Here is a 23,243-nt window from a genome sequence, read left to right as displayed (position 1 = left end):
CTTCAAAAAAATCATTTTGTAAATAAAATGATTCTTATTATTGATAGATAATAAAGTTTGTCGTTTTCATTGAAAGTGAACATAGACAGTTAAAAAATTGCATGGCATAGTCAAAGATTAGAGTAAATAGGGGAAATATTAAATGTCCATGAAAGATAGCAATAAATCACTGGGTGGTTTTTTTTCTCAAAGTATTTTTGCACTTTTTTGTATTCAAATTTTCTCTACTTTAAGTTTTAGCGTTTTATATTCAACGTTAGTTCTTTATATGACTGGTCCCTTACATTTAACAGCCCAATATGCCAATAGTATTATGGGTGTCTTTGTAGCATTTAATTTTGCATTACATTTATTAGGTGGGTATTGGGGCGGACGCTTTTTATCTTATCGAGCTTTATTTTGTGTGGGCATGTTAGCACAAATAATAGGTTGCTTGTTACTTGCTTTTGTTAGGTTAGAATACTTATATTATGGATTGGCTGCTTTTTTAACAGGCGCTGGATTAAATGTAACTTGCTTAAATTGCATGCTAACTCAGCGATTTAAGCCAGAAGATATAAGACGTGAAAGTGCCTTTCTTTATAATTATGCTGGTATGAATATTGGTTTTTTTGCTGGCTTTAGTTTAAGTGGTTATTTCCAATTGCTTCATAACTATCACCGTTTATTTCTATTAAGTAGTATCGGTAATTTGGCAGCTCTCTTAATCTGTTTATATTATTGGCACGCTTTGGCAGATAAATATAGTCTTTACGCACAGCTTGATAAGGGTAAACAAATTCGTTCTTCCTTAAAAGGCTTACTGATGGTTTGCTGTCTTCCTTTCATTTTGAGTCCTTTACTGCATTTTGCAGACTTAGCTAATAAGTTAGTACTGATTACGGGGATTACCATGGTCGGCGTTATTTATTGGCTAGCATTTAAGCAACCCGAACAAGAAGCACGTGAAAAAATATTTGCTTTTGGCATATTAATGATAATAGGTATTGTTTTTTGGATGCTTTACCAAATTGGGCCGATGGGCCTAACTCATTTTATTGACCATAATGTGCAGCGTCATTGGTTGATGTTAACTATCCCACCACAATGGTTTCAAAACATTAATACTATTTGTATTGTTGTAGGTGGTCCTTTGTTGAGTCTGCTATTTAATCGCATGCGAGCCCGCGGCGTTTATATTAATATTCCTATGCAATTTGCTTTTGCACTGTTTTTAATAGGGGCCGCCTTTGCTATTTTACCTATGGGTATTGCTAATGCTAATGATAAAGGATTAGTAGGGCCAGAATGGATAGTTATGAGTTTTGTTTTACAAAGTGCAGGCGAATTACTTATTTCACCTATTGGTTATGCTATGGTTGGTGCTTTGGCGCCAAGCTCATTGCAAGGTGTGATGATGGGCATTTGGATGCTTTCAACTGGTGTAGGTGCAACTTTATCGAGTTATAGTTCTAATTGGATGACAGTAGGACATAATACTGTCAATCCTCTTGTAACGAATGCAGGTTATAGTCATGTCTTTTTAATTTTAGGGTGTATAGCAATTGTCGCAAGTATATCTCTATTCCTTTTATCGCCTATTGTAAAAAGATGGATGAATGACAAAAACCAAGTTACTAAAGATGATGTTTCTTTAATTGCTGTTTAGTTAGGATTTTAATTGAGCCGTCTATTTAATCCAATAAAAACGATGGAATTAGGATGGCGTGACGATTTGCCTTATTCCATTATGACTGATAGTCTTCATTTACCTCTTAATACGCAATTAGATCTTGAAGAGGCTATTATTATCGGCAATGAACTTATTAATCGTTGGCAGCAACTTGTAAATCAAGATAATCACTTCACTTTAGCTGATACTCAGTTTCAAGCTGGTTTAACGTTCTTATTAAGTTGGCAATATTGGTTAAAATATGCGCCAAATACAGCAGCGCTTTATTATATCAGCTGTGATCCACAGCCTTTAAAAAAAACGGATTTAGCAAGAATTTTAAAAAAATTTCCACAATTAAAATTGCAAGCAGATTTACTTTTAGAACAGTATCCTATTTTAACACCAGGTTTTCATTATTTAAGCTTTGAGCAAGGCAGGATTAATTTAATCTTAATACTAGGGGATTTAATTTCTAGTTTTCAGGAATTAATTGTTTGTGGCGAAAAAGATTTAGAGTATAAATTGCGACAATTTAGTATCGATGCTTGGTTTTTGAAAGAATATCCGTTTAATACCTCACTAAAAGCTCAGGAGTTTTCTACCACTCTTGCCCTCTTATCTTCCCCTAAAGCTACACTAACTGGCATTGACGTGCAGGAAAAAATGCAAGCTTCTTTGCAAGACATGGGTTTTAAAATAAAGAAAAAAAGTAGCTTAATTTCTAAGAAACAAATTTTTTATGTCCAACTTGATAAGGTGTATCAATCTCGTAAGGTAAAAAAAACACCTTGGTATCTGCCTTCAACTAAAACCGAACGTGTAGGTAAAGCGATAGTAATTGGAGGTGGATTAGCAGGATGTACTATAGCATATTATTTAGCTAAAAAAGGGTGTGAAGTTTTCTTACTTGATAATCAAAAAGAGTTAGCAAGTGGTGCCTCTGGCAATCCACAAGCTATTTTATATCCTCAGTTTTCAGCATTTCAGTCTCCTATAGCGCAGTTTATGTTAACTGCTTATTTATATGCTCATCACTTTTATAAACAAGCCTTGTTATCTCATTCTATTGGTGAATTAAAGGGTATTCTACAACTTGCTTATAATAGCCAAGAACAAAAATTACTAGAGAGTATAAACACACATTTGCTTGCTTACTATCCACAGTTAGGGCAGCTAATCTCGGCAAAAGAAGCTGAGATATATGCAAATCTAAAGGTAGATTTTGACGCGCTTTTTTTGCCTTTATCGGGTTGGATAAATTGTAAAGAATTTTGTAAGATTTTAGTCGCTAATCCACGAATACATCATTTTGCAAATTATAAAATTAATGATTTGTATTGCGATAATAAAACATGGTTTTGTAAAGAGCTTTCTGCGGATGTAGTAGTCATTGCCAATGGTTATCAAGCAAATCAATTTTATGAATCCTCTTTTTTGCCGCTTATTCCTACCAGCGGGCAACTAACCTTTATTAAGACTAATTCTGAGTTAGCAAAACTAGCCATCCCTATTTGTGGTCAAGGTCATATTTTACCTAATTTAAATAATGAACATGCTATTGGCGCTACATATCATCCTAATAAAACAAGTATAGAGAATTTACAAGCTGATAATGAAAAAAATTTGGCTAAGTTAAATATCTTATTGCCTAGTTTAAAAAGATCTAAGTCTGTAGTTGATCATTGGATGGGTGTACGTGCTACAACGCCAGATTATTTTCCTATAGTAGGACCCCTTCCTAATGAGTATATTTTTAAAGACCTCTTTTCTCCCTTAGCTAAAGATCCAAAGCGGTGGCTGCCAATAATCAGCGATTATCATCGCGGTTTATATGTATTTACAGGTTTTGGCTCTCGAGGTTTAACAACTATACCTCTATGCGCTGATTGGTTAACTGCTGTAATTACTAGACAACCATTTGCTTTGTCTTCCTCGTTTATTTGTTCTTTATCGCCGGCTCGTTTTTTACTTAAAGAAATGCTAAAAAAGGCGGCAAGTTCAGGTAATAAAACATAAGTATCTGCAATTTAATTAAAAATATCGGCCTGTATTAATGCTCTTTAAATTCAGCATCGTTATATCGTCTATAACCAGTGTTCTATACTTTAAAGATAGGATATTAAGGGAGTATATTATGACAGTATGGACGTTGGCACAGTATCTCGAGCAATTAAGGGGAGGCCAATTAAACCCTAATTGGCCCTTTTCTACCGAAGAAGATGAGCTTATAGAAATGGGTCCCTTAGCCAAAAATGTAGCCATCCCTGGCATGAAAATTAGCTTTCCCATTCAAACAAAATATATAGAAACAATCTATCAAATTTTAGAGCCTGTACTTGATGAGCTGGTTAGTAATGAAGCATTTTCTTGGAATCATCATTACGGATTTTTTTCAGCTCAAGAGATAGCTTGTGGCTATTTATGCGAAGCAGTAAGAAAGGACATGGTTAGGGAGCATTCCTGGGTAGACCAAAATACAGAAATGCAAAAACTTCTTTTTAACACCTGTGAAATGGTTAGTAGTGGTATTGATATAAATAAAGCTGTAAACCTTATAAATAATGCCCATCTTCATAATCAATTTAAATTAATGGTTTCTTCCTTAAGTTTAAAGCGATCAACTAAAAAAGAATTAATAGCTTATTATAGGCAAGAGGGTTGTCAAAATATGGCCTATCAAGCTAGTCTTTTTTCTAAAAAAGAATTTGAACATGCGTTAGTAGAACAGCTGTATGCTGCTTACAATCAAGTAGTTAAAGTAATACAAAACGCTAGACCTATAGAGACTAAAAAAAGCTTTTTTATGACCCGAGAAGATAATTTTATTGAATTGTTGCGTTCATTTAAGATCTTATTTACAGACTTATTGAGTTTAAATTTACCTTCTTTAATTAAAGAGGTTATGCAAACTGTAAAACAGTATTCACCCTTTTTAAGGCATAGTATTGAAAACAACGATGATAAGGATTCTAAATTAGAGATGCAAGAACTTGCCATGTTAATGGATTCTTTAATTCAGAAAGGAGTTAACAAGAGCTACCCTAAGTATATAAAATATACGCGATTTAATAATGTAAATCATAATTCCTTATAATTTCGGTATTGATTAGATTGCTTTGGAAGCTCTACTGCAACGGCCAATTTACGCCGAGTTTTGAAAAAAAGTCTATTTTAAATGTTTTAGTTAACGCCTTTGCCAAGAAATTGATCTATAATTTCTCTTGTTTTATTTCCTATAAGGAACTTGCTAATTTAAGCCGAGATAGGTAATCTTCACCCTCATTCTTTAAAAGAGTGCTTGCATAACCAGCGACTTTTACTTTATTGCTGCGGTGCTCCTACGCTATGTAAACTCCGCTTCTCGAAATGTTTACGCTTGCACTAAAGCAAAATGTACAAGTTATGTAGCAACTCTATAGTTCAATTTTCGAGGTCGAACCATGGACAGTATTGAAATTTTTCAAATAGATGCATTTACCGATAAAATATTCCATGGTAATCCTGCAGCTGTATGTCTTTTAGATAATTGGCTTAATGATGAATTAATGCAGGCTATTGCCTCTGAAAATAATCTTTCTGAAACTGCTTTTATCATAGAGAACAATTCTAGCCTTTATATTCGTTGGTTTACTCCTAAAGGTGAAGTCAGTTTATGTGGGCACGCAACATTGGCAGCAGGATTTGTTTTATTTGAATTAGGGAAAAGTGAAAAAGACACGATTGAGTTTTCTAGCTTAAGTGGCTCTATTAGTGTAGGAAAACGTGGCGAGCTCTATACATTGGATTTTCCGCGACTTAATTACCAAAACTCTAAGGTTTCTGAGTTAATTGAATCGGTAGTTGATCAACCAATAACCGAATTATATGAAAGTGAATTAGATTATTTGGCCATCCTTGCAGAAGAAGAACATGTTTTGCTGGCCCAAGTTAACTTAATTAGGTTAGCAAATTTACCAAAACGTGGATTAATTTTATCTAGTGTAGGTAGAGAAGCGGATTTCTATTCTCGCTGCTTTTACCCTAAACATAATATTGCTGAAGATCCAGTTACCGGTTCTGCGCATTGCGTATTAGCACCGTATTGGTCTAAACGATTAGGTAAAACCCAGTTGCATGCAATACAAGGCTTAGAACGTAAAGGAGATATCTTTTGTGAAGTACAAGATAGTCGTGTTTATATGTCAGGTTATTGTAGGTGGTATCTAAAAGGCCAGCTTGTCATTTAAGCCAAGACTTTTTGCTTAATTATTTTCCCACTTAAGATGAAATGAAGCAACGTGGCCTATTATAGGTGGTTTAGTAAAAATGTACTGATTCAAATAGCCCACACTTACCGTCCAAGTTTTAGTAGCTTGGTAATCCATGCCAATAAAGAAGCGATTTTGATCGGCTGTTTTGCTAGTAATCCAAATTGGCCTATTTAAATTGATGAAAAATTCATCATACCAGACTACGCTAAAAGCTTTATAGAAAGGGTGCTCGACAGTTAATCGAGTGCGCAGACGATAATTTAAATCAGAAAAGTGTTCTCGTTTACGTTCTTCAAGCCTTGTCCGCCATTGTAAATCATATTGTTGAATTTTATGTGATGCGCTTATTTGCTGCCAAATTCTAAACTCTCTACTATGCGGTATCTCATCGGATAATGAACCAATAATTAGTGATGTTGTTCCTGCCCATAAGGTTAGTGCAGGACTAATAAGATAGCCTAATCCTACATTATTAAGTACTTGATCTAACTTATTTGGCGCATCTTGAATACGTAACTGGGGCTCTAAATAAAAGCGGTAGTTATTATGCTTAATATTAAAAGTTAGCGTATTCCAGCTTTTCGCTACTTCTGTTTGAGCAGCAAAAGAGGTTAGGGGTAAAAGCCATGCAGCACAAGCTAGGAAAAATCCTTTTTTCATTAGTAGACATTAAGCAATTTAGTTAACTTCTAATTTTGAATAAATTTAATTTCTTATGCAAGGTAAATAAGCCTTACTAAAAATTAGCAAGATTTAAAGAATTAGACTAAGATAAATAAACTGAAGTTATAACTTCAGTTTAAATTAATTTTTTAATGAGGACTAAAATGAAAGCATGGAATAGCGTAATTTTTATGAAAACGAATAAGCCTTGGTCTGAAATAAATGCTATGGCAAAGTGGGATGGCGTAGAAAAGATGTGGTCTACTATGGGTGATTGGGATTGGTGTATAAAACTTAATCAAGACTCTTCTACACCTGAGAAAACTGAAGCCTTTGTTTCACGTATGCGTGACCAGCATTGGGCTACTGAGACTAAAACAAGTTGGTGGAAAGAAGTTTCACCTAAGTAATAGACTTGGAAAATAAGAGGCATAAAAATGCCTCTTATTTAATTCAGCGTAAAAAATTTTTCTGTAGCCAGATTTTTACCTCAATTGAAATAGATTGGTTTAAATTTCAAATCTTATCTTTGCATTAGATTTATTTCATAAATTATACTGCTATAACTTTAAGTTGCTATCGGCTTAATGTCATGATAAAAAGTTCATTTACTGACTAAAAGGAACTAGGTAATGGTTAGTTCAAAAGGACAGGTCTTTCGTGAATTAGTCGCTAAACAACCTCCCTTGCAAATTGTAGGTACTATTAACGCATATTGTGCCATGCTAGCTGAGCAGGCAGGGTGCCAGGCAATTTATCTCTCAGGTGCAGGCATTGCTAATGCCTCTTATGGCTTACCTGATTTAGGGATGACAAATTTAACTGACGTTTTAGAAGATGTGCGACGCATTGTTCAAGTGTCCTCCTTACCGTTATTAGTTGATGTTGATACAGGCTGGGGACATGCTTTTAATATTGCGCGGACCGTTAAACTTATGGAAAGCGCAGGTGTTGCCGCTATTCACATTGAAGATCAGGTTCTTGCTAAACGTTGCGGACATAGGCCTAATAAAGAAGTTGTTTCAAAAACTGAAATGGGCAACCGAATTAAAGCTGCAGTAGATGCACGCCTAGATGAAAATTTTGTTATTATGGCTAGAACGGATGCCTACGCAATGGAAGGCTTAAGTGCTGCAATTGAAAGAGCCCAGTATTATGCTGAAATAGGTGCTGATATGATTTTTGCTGAAGCGATTACATCTTTAGCAGATTATCGGCAGTTTACCCAGGCTGTTGGCGTACCTGTTTTAGCGAACATTACTGAATTTGGTAAAACGCCAATGTTTACTGCAGAAGAGTTAGCTGAAGTAGGTATAAAATTGATTCTTTACCCTTTAAGTGCTTTTCGAGCAATGTCTAAAGCTGCTTTATCAGTTTACAAAACAATATTAGCTGACGGGACACAAGTAAAAATGCTTGCCGAAATGCAAACAAGAAATGAGCTATATGAAGTGTTAGGTTACCATAATTATGAAAGGCAGTTAGATCAATTAATGGAGGAACAAGATGGTAAATAATACAGCCGGATTGGCTGGCGTTATTGTTGGACAATCAGCTATTGCTACTGTAGGGCAAGAAGGAAGCGGCCTTAATTATCGTGGATATTCTATTAATGATTTAGCCGAGCGAGCTTCTTTTGAAGAGGTAGCATACTTACTCCATTACGGTCGTCTACCTAATCAAAATGAATTAAATACTTATACGGAAAAGCTTATTGGTTTAAGGCATATACCGACTATTTTGATAAATGTGTTAAAGCTTATTCCAAAGCAAGCTCATCCTATGGATGTACTCCGTACTGCCTGTTCAGTCTTAGGAACATTAGAGCCAGAGCATGAGTTTTCTCAACAATACGATATTGCTGATAGGTTACTTGCCTTGTTTCCTGGGATCATGTGCTTTTGGTATATCTACCATTTTCATGGAAAAGAAATTAATGGCTTAAGTGAGGAAAAGACAGTTGGTGGTCATTTTCTTTCCTTACTACATGGCCGAGAGCCGACGGAGCTTGAACGGCAAATGATGGATGTTTCCTTAATTTTATATGCTGAGCATGAGTTTAATGCTTCTACTTTTGCAGCTAGAGTAACGGCCGCTACCTTGGCTGACTTTTACTCTGCAATTACTTCAGCGATAGGCACACTACGCGGACCTTTACATGGTGGTGCTAATGAGGCTGCTATGGAGTTATTAGAACAATTTAAATCGCCTGATGATGCTGAAGAAAAACTAATGCTTATGTTAGCTAACAAGGCAAAAATCATGGGATTTGGACATCGGGTATATAAAGATTCTGATCCACGTTCTGATATTATTAAAGCCTGGTCAAAAAAACTAGCAGAAGCTAAAAAAGATACTTTATTATTTGAAATTTCTGAACGCGTTGAATCGGTGATGCGTCGTGAAAAGAAATTATTTCCTAATTTAGATTTTTATAGTGCTTCTGCTTACCATTATGGTGATATTCCCACACCTTTATTTACACCTATTTTTGTCATGTCTAGAATTACGGGCTGGGCAGCTCATGTCTTTGAACAACGAGCAGATAATCGTTTGATTAGGCCAAGTTCAGAATATACAGGTCCGGCGCCACGTCCTTTTGTAGCTATTAAGGATAGAGAATAAATGAATACCTATGTTGAAGATAATATTAAACCTGATTATGACCAGGTTATTGTTGATATCGTTGACTATGTTTTAAACTATCAGATTGACAGTGTCACAGCTTATGAAACAGCACGCTTTTGTCTGATGGACACTTTAGGTTGTGGCATATTAGCGCTTAATTTTCCTGAATGTACTAAATTATTAGGACCGGTAGTTCCTGGTGCAGATTTACCAGGTGGTGCTCGAGTTCCGGGTACTAATTATGAACTTGATCCCATTCAAGCTGCTTTTAATATTGGTGCTATGGTTCGATGGCTTGATTTTAATGATACTTGGCTAGCTGCTGAGTGGGGTCATCCCTCTGATAATTTAGGAGCTATTCTTGCAGTAGCAGATTATGTAAGTCGTCAAGCTCAATCTGAAGGCCGTCCAGGTCTTACAATGTATGATGTACTTACTGCTATGATTAAAGCACATGAGATTCAAGGATGTTTGGCGCTGGAAAACAGCTTTAATCGAGTCGGTCTTGATCATGTTATTTTAGTAAAAGTTGCTAGTGTTGCTGTCGCAAGTTGGTTGTTAGGATGTGACCGAGATATGATGTTAAATGCGTTGTCTCAGGTTTTTGTAGATGGTCAAAGTTTAAGAACCTACAGGCATGCACCTAATGCTGGCTCACGAAAGTCCTGGGCTGCAGGTGATGCTACATCACGCGCCGTTAGATTAGCGTTAATAGCAAAGCAAAAGGAAATGGGCTATCCCAGTGCTTTGACAGTACCTAAATGGGGCTTTTATGATGTATTATTTAAACAAAATGAATTTAAATTCCAAAGGCCCTATGGCAATTATGTAATGGAAAATGTTTTGTTTAAACTATCTTATCCTGCTGAATTCCATGCTCAGACGGCTGTTGAATGTGCCGTTAAACTGCATACACAAGTGCAAGAAAAATTAGATAGTATTGCACGCATTGAAATTATTACTCATGAATCTGCTATCAGAATTATTAGTAAACAAGGGGCATTACATAATCCAGCAGATAGAGATCATTGTTTGCAATATATGATAGCTATAGGCTTAATATATGGCGATTTAAGAGCTGAACATTATGAAGATACTACAGCTGCTGATCCTCGTATTGATGAGTTAAGAGCAAAAATGGTTGTCACCGAAAATCAGCAATTTTCAAGGGATTATCACGATCCAGAGAAACGTTCTATTGCTAATAGCCTTAAAATAATTTTTAAAGATGGTAGTGAGACTGATTTGATTACAGTCGAATACCCAATCGGTCATAAACGTCGTCGGCAAGAAGGAATACCTGTTTTATTAGAAAAATTTGAGCGTAATCTTAAGAGCCGTTTTAGGGATGAAAAATTCGATCAGATATTGCAAGTTATGAATGATACCAACGTATTAAGTACCTTGCCTGTTACTGATTTTATGGCCCTATGGCAAGTTTGATTAATATAGTTGCTATATCTCTAGTCATATCCAGTGAATTGTCTTACCCGCGTAGGCGGGTAACCATTGAGAGTTTGGCACTAAGTAAATAATAAAAGTTGTTTTAGTCTTAAGAAATACTAACGTACTTAGTTCGATTTAACATTAACTTAGCTTGACGAAAGGATGCCTGCCTAGGCGGGCATGACAAAATTTTTATAATTAGGTTTAGCCACTTGGTCCAACATTCTTTTCCTATTAATTCAGAACTTCCGCGGTATACCAGCAATGCTAATAATTTTAGTAGCTATTTCTTCTACAGAATACCGAGTAGTATTTAAGTAAGGAATATTTTCATGTTTATACATGACTTCTACTTCTGCCACTTCTAACCGACATTGTTCAGCAGAAGCATAACGGCTATGAGGCCTGCGTTCATTACGTATTTGTTGTAGTCTTTCTGGATCAATAGTTAAGCCAAATAATTTATTTTTATAGGGACGTAAGCTTTCAGGAAGGCGAGAGTAACTTAATTCATCTTCAGTAAAAGGGTAATTTGCTGCAAGGATACCAAAATGTAGTGCCATGTATAAGCAACTTGGTGTTTTACCACATCGAGAAACGCCTATTAAAATAATATCCGCCTGTTCGTAGCCTTTTATTTTTACGCCATCATCGTGAGCTAATGCATAATCAACTGCAATAATGCGGTAAGTATAAGCTTGTGAGAAGCCATGCGCTCTTCCTACAGTGTATGATGATTTTTCACCTAATTCTTTTTCTAAAGGACCGAGAAAGGTGTTAAATAAATCTAATACACAAGCACTCGCTTGTTTAATAGTATTAGTAATATCGGAATTAATTAAAGTCATAAACACTAAAGGTTTAACGCCGGTTTTTTCAAAGATACGATTAATTTGTTCAACGGCTATTTGAGCTTTGGCTAACGTGTCAATATAGGGCGTAATATGTTTCTCAAACTCAATATTGCTAAACTGAGTTAGTAAGCTATGCGCTAGGTTTTCTGCAGTAATCCCGGTTCCATCTGAAATGATAAATGCATGACGTTTCATGTAAATTCCACTAATTTAATCTATTCCAATCATAACAGGAAATAAGCAATATATTGCTATATTCTAGGAACTCCAATGCCAAATTTAGTATTGCTTGGCAACCAACATTTCTTCTGCTATGTTGAATAGTAAAGTTTTTCCAAACAGTTCTTTAACAAAGTATTAGTGGAAATAGTGCTAAAAGGTTTATATAAGTTATGTAAAGGTGCTTTTTCTAACTGGTCTTGACTCTTGAAGTGTTTGAACAACGAGATGATCAATCATCTAAACTAACTATGAAAGAAACTCTTTTAAACACTAAAAATTTATTAGCTATCGCAAATGAAATACAAGCTATTGCTCAAACAGGGCTAGCTTATTGTAATGATATTTATGATAGAGCGCGCTATGAGCAGTTAATGGCTGTATCAGCAAAATTATTTACTATAAAAGATGACGAAGCCAGCGCTCTAAAAGTAAAATTCTTGGCTGAAGCTGGGTATGCTTCACCTAAAATTGACGTTAGGGCGGTGATTTTTAAAGAAAATAAATTATTATTCGTGCAAGAAAAACAAGATGGTAAATGGTCTTTACCAGGGGGATGGGCTGATGTAAATTTATCGCCTTCAGAATGTATTGTAAAAGAAGTTAAGGAAGAAACAGGCCTCCTTTGTAAAGCAACAAGACTGCTAGCGCTTTGGGATACAGCGCGACATGATCACCCACCTCACTGGCCATACATATATAAATGTATCTTTGAGTGTGAAGTACTAGGCGGTCACTTTGCTAGTGATCATGAAATTATTGATATTGGGTTTTTTTCTATTGATAAATTGCCTCCTTTATCAATAAATAGGATTACAAAACAGCAAATAGAGACGATAATTAAATTATTAGGGGTAAAAAAAGGCTATACAATTTTTGATTAATTAATTAAGGATTGTGGTAATAGTAGGGGATATTTCAATATCTTGGTGAACGGTTAGATTTGGATGCAGGTTTCACAAAAATGATGCTGAAAAAGCACAGCATAGCTATCTATGTGAGTATCCCCCCATTTACAGGGGGAACAGGCTTTGAATTATCATTTTCGTGCAAGGTGCGCCAAATATGGCCGTTTTATGGTAGGAGCTGAGCACTTACAGTTTGTAGGTAAAATTATGGAATATGATAGATACCAGCATAATAAAACTTTATTTATTATAAGTATAATTAGCTTAGTTGCGGGTTTGTCGTTGCTTATTTTTTCACTTTTTATTTTACCCAATTTAATTTGGCACCTTAACTATAATGTTCCATCTTTTATTTATATTTGGAGTGAAAACCTTAAACAACATTATAATTTTACAGATATAGGGGCTCATACAATTATTTTTTTAATTTTTTTCTTGCCTGCTATTTTAGCTACTTTTATTGCTTATTTAACCTCAAATTCCATTGAAAATGAATTGTATGGCTTGGCTAAGCCCGAAGAGGATAGTCCCCGAAAAAATGTTATGAAAAACAGTAGTAAAGAAACATTATTAGTCATTTTGCAAATATTGATTCTTATAGTGCTAATTATTAGTGGGATATATACCTTGCATTGGTTAATTTCTGTGCCTCCGCCAACTTAGTAGGAGTTATTCATGAATTTTTTTACTCGATTTACCATCCGATCAATGAAAAAAAAGCTTAAGGCTTTAAAGCATGATCGTGCACTCAATCCTACCTCTGATGAAGCAATTGCAAAAGAAATTGGTTTGTATATGAATTTGGCGAAAATTTATCAATCTGTAAAGAACAGAAAAAAATTTCCTTTTGCAGAAGTCATGGTAAATGAGTGTTACCGCGCTGCGGCCTCTTTAGATTCTATTGAGGCACAATATCTATTAGGTAGTAAACTCCTTGAGGAAGGAAAATTTCGCGAGGAAATAGAACAAGAAGAATTATTTGCAAACCCTAGTAACAAACGCCAGCAACAACAATTATATGAAGAAGCTCATGCATATTTGTTAGCTGCAGACAATTTAGGCCATATTGAGGCAAAACGCTTACGAGGCCTTTGCTATATTAATGGTTGGGGCGTTGATTCTGATAAGAGAAAAGGCTTTGACCTTATTGTTGAAAGTATTGATAAAGAAAATAGCTGGGATAAAGTCCCACAAATCTTTGCAGAAATAGGACTTAATAAACCTGAGTTTTTCTCAGCTTTAGCAAAACATCGTAATAAAACCTAAGGGCAAATAACTCTTTCATAAGTATCTTAATGCCAGTAATTTAAATACCAAGTAAGGATTTTTTGTCCCCAAAACAAGGTAATAAGTCCTGCAAAGCAAAGAAATGGTCCAAAAGAAATAGGTGTGTTTCTAGATTGTTTTTTTAAATTTAAATAAATTAAACCAACAATAGTACCCGTGATAGATGAGAATAAAAGTATCAAAGGTAATGCTGTCCAACCAAACCATGCGCCAAAAGCAGCAAACAATTTAAAATCACCATGGCCCATACCAATTTTGCCAGTAATGAGATAATGGGCTTTTATTAGTAGCCAGAGTACTAAATAAGCGCCAGCGGCACTTAATACGGCATTAGGCAAAGTTATAAATAAATTCTCTGTATTGGCAATCAAACCAAGCCATAATAATAGTAAAGTTAAGCTGTCAGGTAATAATTGGTGGTCAAGATCAATAAAAATTAAACAAATATTTATCCAAATAAATAATAACGCGAAAACTAAGGAAAGGTTAAAACCAAAATACCAGCTTGCATATAAAGCTAACAACATACTGGATAGTTCAATTAGGGGATAACGCCAAGGAATAAAAGAGCGACAAGAGTGGCAACGACCCCGTAAAAAAAGGTAACTAATGACAGGAATATTATGAATAGCTTTAATCGTTTTATGACAATTAGGACAAAATGATCGGGGCATAAAAAGATTAATCTTTTTATCTTTGACTTCAGGTAAATTTAATAAATCAGCACAATCAGCTAACTGCTCTTGTTTTAGCATTAATGGAAGCCTGTAAATAATAACATTTAGTAGACTACCAATAATGAGTGCAAGAAGAGCAATAAAAAAATAAAATAAAGGACTGTTTAATTCTATAAATTGATTATCGAATATCACCATTAGACCACTGAGCCAAGTTTAAAGATAGGTAAGTACATAGCAACAACTAACCCGCCCACAAGAATTCCTAATATTGACATAATGATAGGTTCAATTAAGCTACTTAAGGAATCTACAGCATTATCAACTTCTTCCTCGTAAAAGTCAGCTACTTTTGAAAGCATTTGTTCTAATGCACCTGATTCTTCACCAATTGCAATCATTTGCACGACCATGCTTGGAAATAGATGGGTATTATCCATAGCTACACGTATTTGTTGGCCATTGGAAACTTCCTCTCGTATTTTATCTGTTGCTTGCGCATAGAGAATATTACCCGTTGCGCCAGCAACCGCACGTAAAGCATCGACTAAAGGTAGTCCTGCTGCAAATGTTATTGATAATGTGCGTGCAAAACGGGCAATAGCTGCTTTTTGTAAAATAGTCCCAATAATAGGAAATTTAAGCATTAGCCGATCAATGGTATGAGCAAACTGTGGAGAAGTATTTTTTGCCCGGATAAAAGCAAAAATAGCGATGCCAATGACACCAAAGATGATATACCAATAAGCTTGAAAAAATTCAGATAAACTAATAACGCCTCTTGTTAAAGCGGGTAAATCTGCGCCGAAACCTTTAAAGAGTGATTCAAATTGCGGCACCACAAAAATTAATAAGGCAGCTGTTACCAAAAAGGCTATTACAATGACAGCAATAGGGTAGGTTAGAGCTTTTTTAATCTTCTTCTTAATCCTTTCTATTTTTTCCTTATAAGTAGCAATTTTAGCGAGCATAATATCAAGTGATCCTGATTTTTCACCGGCATCGACTAAGTTATAATAAAGTTCATTAAAAAATTTAGGATGCTTCTTTAACGCTTCCGTTAATGTCAGTCCTGATTCAACATCCTTCTTTATTTCTTCAATAAGCGTCTTAACTTTTTGATTGGTTTGTCCTCGGGCAATAATATCAAAAGACTGTATAAGAGGTATGCCCGCATTAAGCATAGTCGCTAGTTGACGAGTAAAGGCGGTAATATCAGCAGTAGTAATCTTTCGATTCTTTTTGTCAAAGAGAGATTTTCGTTTTTTAATGACTTTGTTGGTAATAATGCCTTGTTTTCTTAAGCTAGCTTTAGCAATAGCTATACTATTGGATTCAATCAAGCCACTTACCTTTTGGCCTGAACGGTTTACTCCTTCCCAACGATATGTATCAACTGTTGTTTTAGTTTTATCCATAAAATTTTACTCAATCGTTACTCGATTGACCTCTTCAAGTGTTGTAACACCCTCTTTAATTTTTTCAAGCCCAGCCTGATAAATTGTTGTTAATCCTTCTGCTTGAGCTTGACGTAAAATATCAAATGAATTACCGCCAGACATGATAACTTTACCAATTTCTTTTGACATCGGCATAATTTCAAAAAGGCCAATTCGCCCTCTATAACCCTTATTTGAACAATAATGACATCCCGTCGCTTTATATAGTTGAATGCTTTGTGCTTCTTTTTCGCTAAATCCTAGCTCAACTAAGCTTTGGGGTGTTAAATCATCCCGAATTGACTTGCATTGATCACATAAACGCCGCGCTAAACGTTGTGCAATAATTAAACTTACAGAGCTTGCAATATTAAAAGACGGAACGCCCATATTACTCAAACGTGTTAACGTTTCTGCAGCGCTGTTAGTATGCAAGGTAGATAAAACTAGGTGTCCAGTTTGTGCGGCTTTAATACTAATTTCTGCTGTTTCTAAGTCTCTTATCTCCCCAACCATGATAATATCTGGGTCTTGACGTAAGAAGGCTCTTAAGGCGCCAGAAAAAGTTAATCCGGCTTTAGGGTTAATATTGACCTGATTAATCCCTTGGAGTTTAATTTCTACAGGATCTTCGGCAGTGGAGATATTTACCTCTTTTGTATTAAGTAGATTTAAGGCCGTATAAAGCGTAACTGTTTTACCACTACCCGTTGGACCTGTAACTAGAATCATGCCTTGTGGCTTTTCTATAGTCCGTAAAAAATGTTGTTTTTGAATAGGATTAAAACCTAAGGATTCGATACCAAGTTTGGTAGCGCCTGGATCTAGAATACGCATAACTACTTTTTCACCGCCCACCGTAGGACAAGTACTAATTCTAAAATCAATGGATCGTGTTTTAGATAATCTCATTTTGAAACGTCCGTCTTGGGGGACACGTCTCTCTGAGATATCTAAATTAGACATGACTTTGATTCTTGAGGTTATCCTGCTTGCTAAACTAGCTGGCGGTATTGCTACTTCTGTTAAAATACCATCTAAACGATAGCGGATACGATAATCTTTCTCAAAAGGTTCAAAATGAATATCAGAAACACCTTTTTTAATAGCTTCTATAATAATTTTATTAACGAATCTGACAATGGGCGCATCTTCTTGTTTAAGAGTATTCTCCTCGGGTTCTTCTTCACCTGAATTAATTTCTATACCTTCATAGCCATCATCGCTAGCACCATAGCTGGCTAACCCTTCACTTTCCTTCTCATATAGAAATTTATCAATTAATTTAGCTAATTTATCTGTTTCAACCACAATGGCATTCGTATGTAAGCCAGTATGAAATTGGACTTCTTTTAACGCCGTTTGTTTACTTGGATCATCAGTTGCCAAATATAGATGATTGCCATGCGTATATAGAGGGATAATACAATGACGACCAATTAATTTATCGTTAACAAGGGAAATTGGAATAATATCTGGGTCGATGCTGTCTAAGTCTAATAAAGGTACACCAAAGTTTTGGGCGATAATTAAGGCTATTCTATTCGCTTCTAAAATATGATTAGATACAAGGTATTGCAGCAATGTTTGTCGATTATTTTGTGCAATATGCTGATACTCTAAGGCCTTAACCTTATCTAGAAGATTTTCATGCACCATTAATTGGGCAATTCCTTGCAAGGACTGGTCTTCTGCTGTTGCTGTCATAGCGTAGTTGGTTTTTTATAATCCTAAGGTTAATTTTAGACATAATTATGTTAGAGTGCATTAAAAAAATAAAAGATATAGAATAAAAATAAGGACTTAGGGGTTTATTTATTATATTTTACTTGGTTTTTGGGAAGGAAAGGATAGGTGCTAGTAAAGAAATTATATTAAATTGTGATAATAAACACAAAAAGATGTGAATTTTACAAATTAATTTAATTTAGGACTACTTCGGGTTAAATCATCCATTTCTACGCTATCCATTTTAACATTAGCATCTTGTTTGGCTGCTTGCCGTTGCGCTAAAGTTTCCCTGAATGATTCATCTGCGACTTTAGAAAATTCCTCTTTAGACATTTTAGGCCCGCCTGATTTGGCGTTCTGGACATGGTCCTTCCAGGAACTATTAAATTCTTCTCGCGTTTTTAAGTCACAATTATTTGCATATAAATTCGCCAATTTATTGATACTGGATTCATTGTTGGTAAGATTAAGCGTCGGCTTAATAATAAAAGTAATTTGAAATAACTGAGGTGGCCCTGCATCGTAGTGAGTTTTAACATTGTCTGGATCAATATTTAATCCTAAGTTTTTCATCAGTGCAATAGCACTAGCATTTAAAGCTTCTATGTCTTGAGATGATGGCGGCTTGTCTTTTATTTTTCCAAAATCAAATATCTCACTTAAACCCTTGCGAAAATCTTCGTCTAGTCGGCGAGTTATTTTCCTTACCTCCTCCTCAATAAACGCTTTTCTCTCTCTCATCTGTACTGGTTGCGGAAAATTTTCTTGAGCTTCCCTAAATATTCTTTCTGCTTCTTTTTCGCCATCGGGGCCACCAAAGGCAAAGGCAAGTTGATTACTTATACTATCTTGCTGAAAGCTATAGCCTCCAATTTTTCCGTTGGCTTCCATGGTAACTTTATTTAGGTTTGGGCTTTCTTTAGGCATATTGGTTAAAGGATAGGGGATTTAGTTAGTATTGTACGTAAATTATTCAAAATATGCAAATTTCAACTATATTGTTAATATATAAATCTAATAATTTAGTATATTAACAGAACTTAACGAGCTAAGCTGGTATGAGCTTGCTGTGTTATAACTGCTGCGGTTAAATATAAATTTATTATCTAGGACGCCTATTTTGTTTTTAGAGGAACAGCGAAGTAAATTTCATGGTTTAAAGGAAGTTTCTTTAATTTGCAAATTATTAAGTTAATTAAAAAATGCTATACTTGTATATATTTTTTTCTAATTGATTTATTATGCCCTTCGAGAAAATTCATCAATCTAAGTTGATTAAAGCCTATAATAGGGTAGCTAAAATTCTTGATAAAAAACTTGATAAATCTGCCTTTATTAAAAAACTTGATGAAGAAACTATTAAATTTTTGGAATTATTTCGCAATAAAATAAAAGATGATGGCATTTGCTTTGGTTTAACGGTCGCTTGGCTTGAATTTCGCGCTCAAAATAAATCGAATGAGGATTTTCATAGTTTTCTTTTCTTTATAAGAACAAAATTAAATAAATTTGCTGATAAATATGAGGATGACAGTCAATCTGTGTCTTTCAGCGATGAAAACCTCCATAAAGCTTTATCTGATATGCAATATATATTTGGTTTATATAATTTTCAAGGACGTTTATTAGAAATTAATAAAAAAAATGTAAAATTTTTATCAACTGCATATATTGTAAGAAAATCTAACTCCCATTATATATCTGAAGCTCAAATTTTATTTGATAAAGATATTCTATCTAAAGCAATCCCCGAAATACTCGTCTCAGGTCGATTAATTGAATTTTCGGGGGTAAAACATAGCGTAGGAGGATTATATAATAAAGAAACTGGCGTTATTGAAATTTATGATTCAAATGAACCTGATGGCGTTAAAACATTTCCTGCATCAGAGGCAGGTTTTATGGAACTTGCTGAATTTTTGTTTGAAGCTTTTGAGGAAGATCCAATAACAGGTATAAAAAGATCGTTTTTAATCAATCAATTTAGTTACTTACCTGAAGAAAGAAAGTTAATTGAAGAAGTCGAAAAAGAGGTAAAAAAATTAGAATTACAAATTTTAGAGGATAACGTTCATGATCAAGACTTACGAGGGATTCTTTTAAAAGCTATCGACGATTATTTTACAGGCCAGTTATCGCTTGAAGCGTTATTTATCAAATTACAATATCTTAAAAATTCCGACATTTTACAGGGTAATTTTTCTCTATTTGAAAAGATTGAAGGTTGGCAGTCTGAGTTAAAAGTAGTTAATTTAAACATTATTAATCAAAGTAGAGATAAGGATAATAATACTGTTTTACATACAATTGAGAGTAGCTTCCCCGAGATTAAGCATCTTGTTAATGCTATCGAGCTTTATCAATCTATAATTAATGTACAAAATAAAAGCGGTAAAACACCACTACATATGCTTTTGCTAAGTAAGCAAAAACCTTCACAAATAGCAGAATATACAACTATTTTACTTACACATGGTGCGCAACAGTTGCCAGACGAGGATAATAATTACCCAATATTGCTTGCATCAAAATCTGATAATACTAAATTAATTAAAATATTAATGCCTTACTGCAGTAAAGAAATATTAAATAAAGAAAATAAGTCAGGTAAAACACCATTATGGTATGCAGTGAAACATGGTAATGAAGAAGCAATTGAGCTGCTCGTTAAAAATGGCGCCAAAATTGATACTAAATTAATTAAGTATGTAATCGAAAAAGATATGCCTGATATATTAGAGTTATTGCTAAAGCTCAATGATAATAAGCAAGAATTTTATTCCGATCCGGCACTGCTAATCTTTGCTTTTGAGCAGCGCAACAACGATGCTTTTTCATATTTAATTAAAGATATATTACAAATACCCGTAGTATCAATTCCTGATGAGACTAAAGTTAATATAGTTAGTTTATTAGCTCTTAAACCCTATTTTTTATATTCTATGGATATTAATTTCCAACAAGTGTGTGGAGAGCTTTTTTCTGAAGTAGCAACTAAAAGTATAGGGGAGGATAAAATTGAACAAGTCGCTCAATATTACCTTAATGCCTATAGATTAGGAGATAAGTCTGCTCACCAATCATTGCTAGAATTAATTAGCTTACATCCCTCAATTAATTTACGTCATTACATTTTAATGGTGGAAGATTTTTCCTTAATGAAAAATCTAATCGTATTACAAGACTCAATACAAAATAGTTTATCATTTCATAATTTATCAGTAGCACCATGCGAGAAAAAATTAATTAAAGATCTAATCAATATCCTTAAAGAATGGGTTTATACTACTGGCAAAGGTTATGATGATTTGGAGCCACAGAAAGTTATTAATGACATAATTAATAAATTTCAGGCAAGTAATTACCCAGACGGCCTAGATAATCTTTCTCCTACAATAAAAACCATACAAAGTTATTTAAAAAATATTGCTCCTTTTATTCAATATCAGTATGAGTTGCCGCTTAAAAAAGGTTTAAGTGATAACTCACCAGATGCTCTGCCGCTTAAAACTTCAGTCAGATAAGTAAATTTTTAAAAAGCTTATTTATTATTGGTCCCATTGATTTTGCTAGTTTTTAAAGCTTTACCCTTAGTGATGGAACTTGCTGTCTTATAGCCTCTGTGGTAAAAAGATAAATTTATTGCCTAGGACGCCCATTTTGTCTTTAGAGGAACAGCGAAGTAAATTTCATGCTTTAAATGACTGGTGCTCAACTAAGCAAGGAAGCGAGGTTAATAAAGCCTTTTTTGCAGAATTAAGTCCTCTTAAGGATCTTCTGCATGGTGACACATTGCTACAATTAGGATGTTTGGGCGATAATTTTTTTTATAAGCTTCGTTTTCAACATAAATGGCTAGTAACCCCTTATTTAAACAATACTTCTACTGCTGTAATGTTACTTAATCAACTGCCAATAGATAGGGATAGTATTGATTGCCTTATTGCGCCATTAACTCTAGATCTTTTAGGATCAAAGAATATATTTGATGAAGTTGATCGCATACTTAAGCCCTTAGGTTATGCTATTTTTTTTGGTATAAATCCCTTTAGTTTATGGGGGCATTGGTTGCGTAAAACCAATAAAAAAGATTTTCAGTCCTTATCAGGTAAACCTGTTTCCATTTTGTCAGTTAAGCGGGCTATGTTGCGTCGAGGCTACATACAATGCCATTTATCTACTTTCTATTATATACCGCCTTGTCAGTCCGAAAAATGGCTAGCAAGATTTGAGATTTTTAATGAAATAGGAAAAATGATTTCACCTCTTCCTGCAGGTTTTTATTGCTTGGTTATGCGGAAATTGGAAGAAAATTTAATCGGTCCAATTTCTCTAGAAACTGATAAAGAGGCCTTAGTTAGTGCTGATCCGGTTTCTCTTCAACCTACATGTAAACGTTAAGTTTCTTGACAATAGAAGGTAGGAAAAATCAGTTTTCTCTGTATAATGTAGCCATTTAATTTTCTGGTTATATTTAATGTCCAAAAAATCTTTATACCGTTTAATTTTCGCCAATCAGGATGTGGTTTATGAAATTTATGCGCGTAAGATTTGTGAAAGTGAAATGTTTGGCTTTCTCGAAGTTGAAGAATTTGTTTTTGGTGAAAACACCTCTTTAGTTGTTGATCCTTCTGAAGAACGTTTAAAGCTTGAGTTTGGTAGTGTCAAACGGACATTTATCCCTATGCACTTTATCTATAGAATAGATGAAGTTAGTAAACAGGGAGTTGGAAAAGTTAAAGAGAAATCAGGAAAAGATAGTACAGTTAGCCTATTTCCTGTACCTGAGAAACGTTAATTAACCATCAAAGTAGTAGGTCCCTAAATGTCGATTCCAAACAAAATTAAAGAAGTTTATGAAAAGTCTACTTGTTTATATACAACTAAAGAGGTAGAAGCAGCTCTTGATAGGATGGCAATTAATATACATCAGGAACTTTATGATAAAAATCCTATCATCTTATGCGTTATGATTGGCGGATTAATTCCTATGGGAAATCTCTTACCTAGACTCGATTTTCCATTAGAAGTAGATTACGTACATGCTACTCGATATAAGGGTGACATTAAAGCGAGTGATTTAGTTTGGAAAGTTAAGCCAAGTCTTAATTTAACAGGGCGAACAGTACTAGTTATTGATGACATTTTGGATGGGGGGCTTACTCTAGCGGCCATTATTAAAGATGTAGAAGCAATGGGCGCTGCAAAAGTCTATAGTGCAGTTCTAGTTGATAAGCATCATAAGCGTGACCCTAACGGCTTGGAAAATGCAGATTTTGTGGGTCTCCATGTAGATGATCATTATATATTTGGTTATGGAATGGATTATAATGAATATTTACGTAATGCGCCCGGAATATTTGTTGTGGCTCCAGAGCATGAGTAAAAACGATTTCAGCAATTTAACCGAAGTAGGATAAAGCTTATAGAATATGTTTGTTGTAATTTAGCTTTATACTCCTATGTGCCGCGACTTGTTCGCGGCCT

21 protein-coding genes are annotated in these 23,243 nt (G+C 34.7%); 15 read left to right on the top strand and 6 right to left on the bottom strand.

Annotated elements, in window-relative coordinates; all coding sequences use genetic code 11:
• The first annotated feature begins 142 nt into the window (after positions 1-142).
• The 4 genes from E1P04_RS11335 to E1P04_RS11320 all read left to right on the top strand — a co-directional run bounded on the left by E1P04_RS11335 (position 143) and on the right by E1P04_RS11320 (position 5,880).
• Positions 143-1,648: a peptide MFS transporter gene (locus E1P04_RS11335; protein ID WP_131783020.1), complete on the top strand. Its 1,506-nt coding sequence runs from the start codon at positions 143-145 to the stop codon at positions 1,646-1,648.
• A gap of 12 nt (positions 1,649-1,660) precedes the next feature.
• A complete protein-coding gene (mnmC1, locus tag E1P04_RS11330; RefSeq protein ID WP_131783019.1) occupies positions 1,661-3,670 on the top strand; it encodes an FAD-dependent 5-carboxymethylaminomethyl-2-thiouridine(34) oxidoreductase MnmC1 in 2,010 nt (669 codons plus the stop codon).
• A 118-nt stretch (positions 3,671-3,788) separates the two neighbouring features.
• Complete coding sequence (locus tag E1P04_RS11325) at positions 3,789-4,748, top strand: hypothetical protein (RefSeq protein WP_131783018.1); 960 nt, start codon at positions 3,789-3,791, stop codon at positions 4,746-4,748.
• 346 nt (positions 4,749-5,094) lie between these two features.
• Complete coding sequence (locus tag E1P04_RS11320; RefSeq protein WP_131783017.1) at positions 5,095-5,880, top strand: PhzF family phenazine biosynthesis protein; 786 nt, start codon at positions 5,095-5,097, stop codon at positions 5,878-5,880.
• A 15-nt stretch (positions 5,881-5,895) separates the two neighbouring features.
• Here the strand turns inward: E1P04_RS11320 and E1P04_RS11315 are convergent, their stop codons facing one another.
• Positions 5,896-6,564, bottom strand: coding sequence for a DUF2490 domain-containing protein (locus E1P04_RS11315; protein WP_131783016.1), 669 nt, complete (start codon positions 6,562-6,564; stop codon positions 5,896-5,898).
• Positions 6,565-6,731: 167 nt separating this feature from the next.
• On the opposite strand from E1P04_RS11315, the gene E1P04_RS11310 reads away from it, so the two are divergent.
• The 4 genes from E1P04_RS11310 (at position 6,732) to E1P04_RS11295 (ending at position 10,638) form a co-directional block, all read left to right on the top strand.
• The gene (locus E1P04_RS11310; RefSeq protein ID WP_115331291.1) at positions 6,732-6,977 is read left to right on the top strand and encodes a hypothetical protein; all 246 of its coding nucleotides are present in this window, start codon (positions 6,732-6,734) and stop codon (positions 6,975-6,977) included.
• A gap of 222 nt (positions 6,978-7,199) precedes the next feature.
• Complete coding sequence (gene prpB / locus E1P04_RS11305; protein WP_131783015.1) at positions 7,200-8,084, top strand: methylisocitrate lyase; 885 nt, start codon at positions 7,200-7,202, stop codon at positions 8,082-8,084.
• Positions 8,074-9,192 carry a bifunctional 2-methylcitrate synthase/citrate synthase gene (gene prpC, locus E1P04_RS11300; RefSeq protein WP_131783014.1) on the top strand — a complete coding sequence of 373 codons (1,119 nt, stop codon included), beginning with the start codon at positions 8,074-8,076 and terminating at the stop codon, positions 9,190-9,192. The genes prpB and prpC overlap by 11 nt, the downstream gene beginning before the upstream one ends.
• Entirely contained in the window at positions 9,193-10,638 is a 1,446-nt protein-coding gene (locus E1P04_RS11295; RefSeq protein ID WP_131783013.1) for a bifunctional 2-methylcitrate dehydratase/aconitate hydratase, read from the top strand.
• A gap of 242 nt (positions 10,639-10,880) precedes the next feature.
• Here the strand turns inward: E1P04_RS11295 and ppsR are convergent, their stop codons facing one another.
• Positions 10,881-11,690, bottom strand: coding sequence for a posphoenolpyruvate synthetase regulatory kinase/phosphorylase PpsR (gene ppsR / locus E1P04_RS11290; RefSeq protein WP_131783012.1), 810 nt, complete (start codon positions 11,688-11,690; stop codon positions 10,881-10,883).
• A 236-nt stretch (positions 11,691-11,926) separates the two neighbouring features.
• On the opposite strand from ppsR, the gene E1P04_RS11285 reads away from it, so the two are divergent.
• From E1P04_RS11285 to E1P04_RS11275, 3 genes are all read left to right on the top strand, one after another.
• Positions 11,927-12,598, top strand: a complete 672-nt coding sequence (locus E1P04_RS11285; protein WP_242604445.1) for an NUDIX hydrolase — start codon at positions 11,927-11,929, stop codon at positions 12,596-12,598.
• A 147-nt stretch (positions 12,599-12,745) separates the two neighbouring features.
• Positions 12,746-13,285, top strand: a complete 540-nt coding sequence (locus tag E1P04_RS11280) for a hypothetical protein (protein WP_131783011.1) — start codon at positions 12,746-12,748, stop codon at positions 13,283-13,285.
• A 12-nt stretch (positions 13,286-13,297) separates the two neighbouring features.
• Positions 13,298-13,888, top strand: coding sequence for an SEL1-like repeat protein (locus E1P04_RS11275; RefSeq protein ID WP_131783010.1), 591 nt, complete (start codon positions 13,298-13,300; stop codon positions 13,886-13,888).
• A 26-nt stretch (positions 13,889-13,914) separates the two neighbouring features.
• On the opposite strand, the gene E1P04_RS11270 is transcribed toward E1P04_RS11275, so the two are convergent.
• From E1P04_RS11270 to E1P04_RS11255, 4 genes are all read right to left on the bottom strand, one after another.
• A complete protein-coding gene (locus tag E1P04_RS11270; RefSeq protein WP_131783009.1) occupies positions 13,915-14,784 on the bottom strand; it encodes a prepilin peptidase in 870 nt (289 codons plus the stop codon).
• A complete protein-coding gene (locus E1P04_RS11265) occupies positions 14,784-16,004 on the bottom strand; it encodes a type II secretion system F family protein (RefSeq protein WP_131783008.1) in 1,221 nt (406 codons plus the stop codon). Before E1P04_RS11265 ends, E1P04_RS11270 begins: the two co-directional genes overlap by 1 nt.
• A 6-nt stretch (positions 16,005-16,010) precedes the next feature.
• Entirely contained in the window at positions 16,011-17,732 is a 1,722-nt protein-coding gene (gene pilB, locus E1P04_RS11260; protein ID WP_131783007.1) for a type IV-A pilus assembly ATPase PilB, read from the bottom strand.
• Between the two features lie 210 nt (positions 17,733-17,942).
• Positions 17,943-18,683 (bottom strand): hypothetical protein, encoded by a 741-nt coding sequence (locus E1P04_RS11255; RefSeq protein ID WP_131783006.1) that lies wholly within the window; start codon positions 18,681-18,683, stop codon positions 17,943-17,945.
• A gap of 314 nt (positions 18,684-18,997) precedes the next feature.
• On the opposite strand from E1P04_RS11255, the gene E1P04_RS11250 reads away from it, so the two are divergent.
• The 4 genes from E1P04_RS11250 (at position 18,998) to E1P04_RS11235 (ending at position 23,142) form a co-directional block, all read left to right on the top strand.
• A complete protein-coding gene (locus E1P04_RS11250) occupies positions 18,998-21,280 on the top strand; it encodes an ankyrin repeat domain-containing protein (RefSeq protein ID WP_131783005.1) in 2,283 nt (760 codons plus the stop codon).
• Between the two features lie 118 nt (positions 21,281-21,398).
• Positions 21,399-22,157 (top strand): methyltransferase, encoded by a 759-nt coding sequence (locus E1P04_RS11245; RefSeq protein ID WP_165482757.1) that lies wholly within the window; start codon positions 21,399-21,401, stop codon positions 22,155-22,157.
• A 76-nt stretch (positions 22,158-22,233) separates the two neighbouring features.
• Positions 22,234-22,554, top strand: coding sequence for a DUF1820 family protein (locus tag E1P04_RS11240; protein ID WP_115331280.1), 321 nt, complete (start codon positions 22,234-22,236; stop codon positions 22,552-22,554).
• A gap of 27 nt (positions 22,555-22,581) precedes the next feature.
• The gene (locus E1P04_RS11235; RefSeq protein WP_131783003.1) at positions 22,582-23,142 is read left to right on the top strand and encodes a hypoxanthine-guanine phosphoribosyltransferase; all 561 of its coding nucleotides are present in this window, start codon (positions 22,582-22,584) and stop codon (positions 23,140-23,142) included.
• The last annotated feature ends 101 nt before the right edge of the window (positions 23,143-23,243 follow it).

Origin of the sequence: Legionella gresilensis, assembly GCF_900639865.1 — a bacterium.
GTDB lineage: Bacteria > Pseudomonadota > Gammaproteobacteria > Legionellales > Legionellaceae > Legionella_C > Legionella_C gresilensis.
This window is presented reverse-complemented; position numbering and strand designations above follow the sequence as displayed.

Excerpts from the sequence above, each read along its gene's own strand:
- E1P04_RS11315 (WP_131783016.1), bottom strand. The coding sequence starts at position 6,564 with ATGAAAAAAGGATTTTTCCTAGCTTGTGCTGCATGGCTTTTACCCCTA.
- E1P04_RS11335 (WP_131783020.1), top strand. The coding sequence starts at position 143 with ATGTCCATGAAAGATAGCAATAAATCACTGGGTGGTTTTTTTTCTCAA.
- E1P04_RS11235 (WP_131783003.1), top strand. The coding sequence starts at position 22,582 with ATGTCGATTCCAAACAAAATTAAAGAAGTTTATGAAAAGTCTACTTGT.
- prpC (WP_131783014.1), top strand. The coding sequence starts at position 8,074 with ATGGTAAATAATACAGCCGGATTGGCTGGCGTTATTGTTGGACAATCA.
- E1P04_RS11250 (WP_131783005.1), top strand. The coding sequence starts at position 18,998 with ATGCCCTTCGAGAAAATTCATCAATCTAAGTTGATTAAAGCCTATAAT.
- E1P04_RS11255 (WP_131783006.1), bottom strand. The coding sequence starts at position 18,683 with ATGCCTAAAGAAAGCCCAAACCTAAATAAAGTTACCATGGAAGCCAAC.
- E1P04_RS11325 (WP_131783018.1), top strand. The coding sequence starts at position 3,789 with ATGACAGTATGGACGTTGGCACAGTATCTCGAGCAATTAAGGGGAGGC.
- E1P04_RS11310 (WP_115331291.1), top strand. The coding sequence starts at position 6,732 with ATGAAAGCATGGAATAGCGTAATTTTTATGAAAACGAATAAGCCTTGG.
- pilB (WP_131783007.1), bottom strand. The coding sequence starts at position 17,732 with ATGACAGCAACAGCAGAAGACCAGTCCTTGCAAGGAATTGCCCAATTA.
- ppsR (WP_131783012.1), bottom strand. The coding sequence starts at position 11,690 with ATGAAACGTCATGCATTTATCATTTCAGATGGAACCGGGATTACTGCA.
- E1P04_RS11275 (WP_131783010.1), top strand. The coding sequence starts at position 13,298 with ATGAATTTTTTTACTCGATTTACCATCCGATCAATGAAAAAAAAGCTT.
- E1P04_RS11240 (WP_115331280.1), top strand. The coding sequence starts at position 22,234 with ATGTCCAAAAAATCTTTATACCGTTTAATTTTCGCCAATCAGGATGTG.
- E1P04_RS11295 (WP_131783013.1), top strand. The coding sequence starts at position 9,193 with ATGAATACCTATGTTGAAGATAATATTAAACCTGATTATGACCAGGTT.
- E1P04_RS11320 (WP_131783017.1), top strand. The coding sequence starts at position 5,095 with ATGGACAGTATTGAAATTTTTCAAATAGATGCATTTACCGATAAAATA.
- E1P04_RS11265 (WP_131783008.1), bottom strand. The coding sequence starts at position 16,004 with ATGGATAAAACTAAAACAACAGTTGATACATATCGTTGGGAAGGAGTA.
- E1P04_RS11270 (WP_131783009.1), bottom strand. The coding sequence starts at position 14,784 with ATGGTGATATTCGATAATCAATTTATAGAATTAAACAGTCCTTTATTT.
- prpB (WP_131783015.1), top strand. The coding sequence starts at position 7,200 with ATGGTTAGTTCAAAAGGACAGGTCTTTCGTGAATTAGTCGCTAAACAA.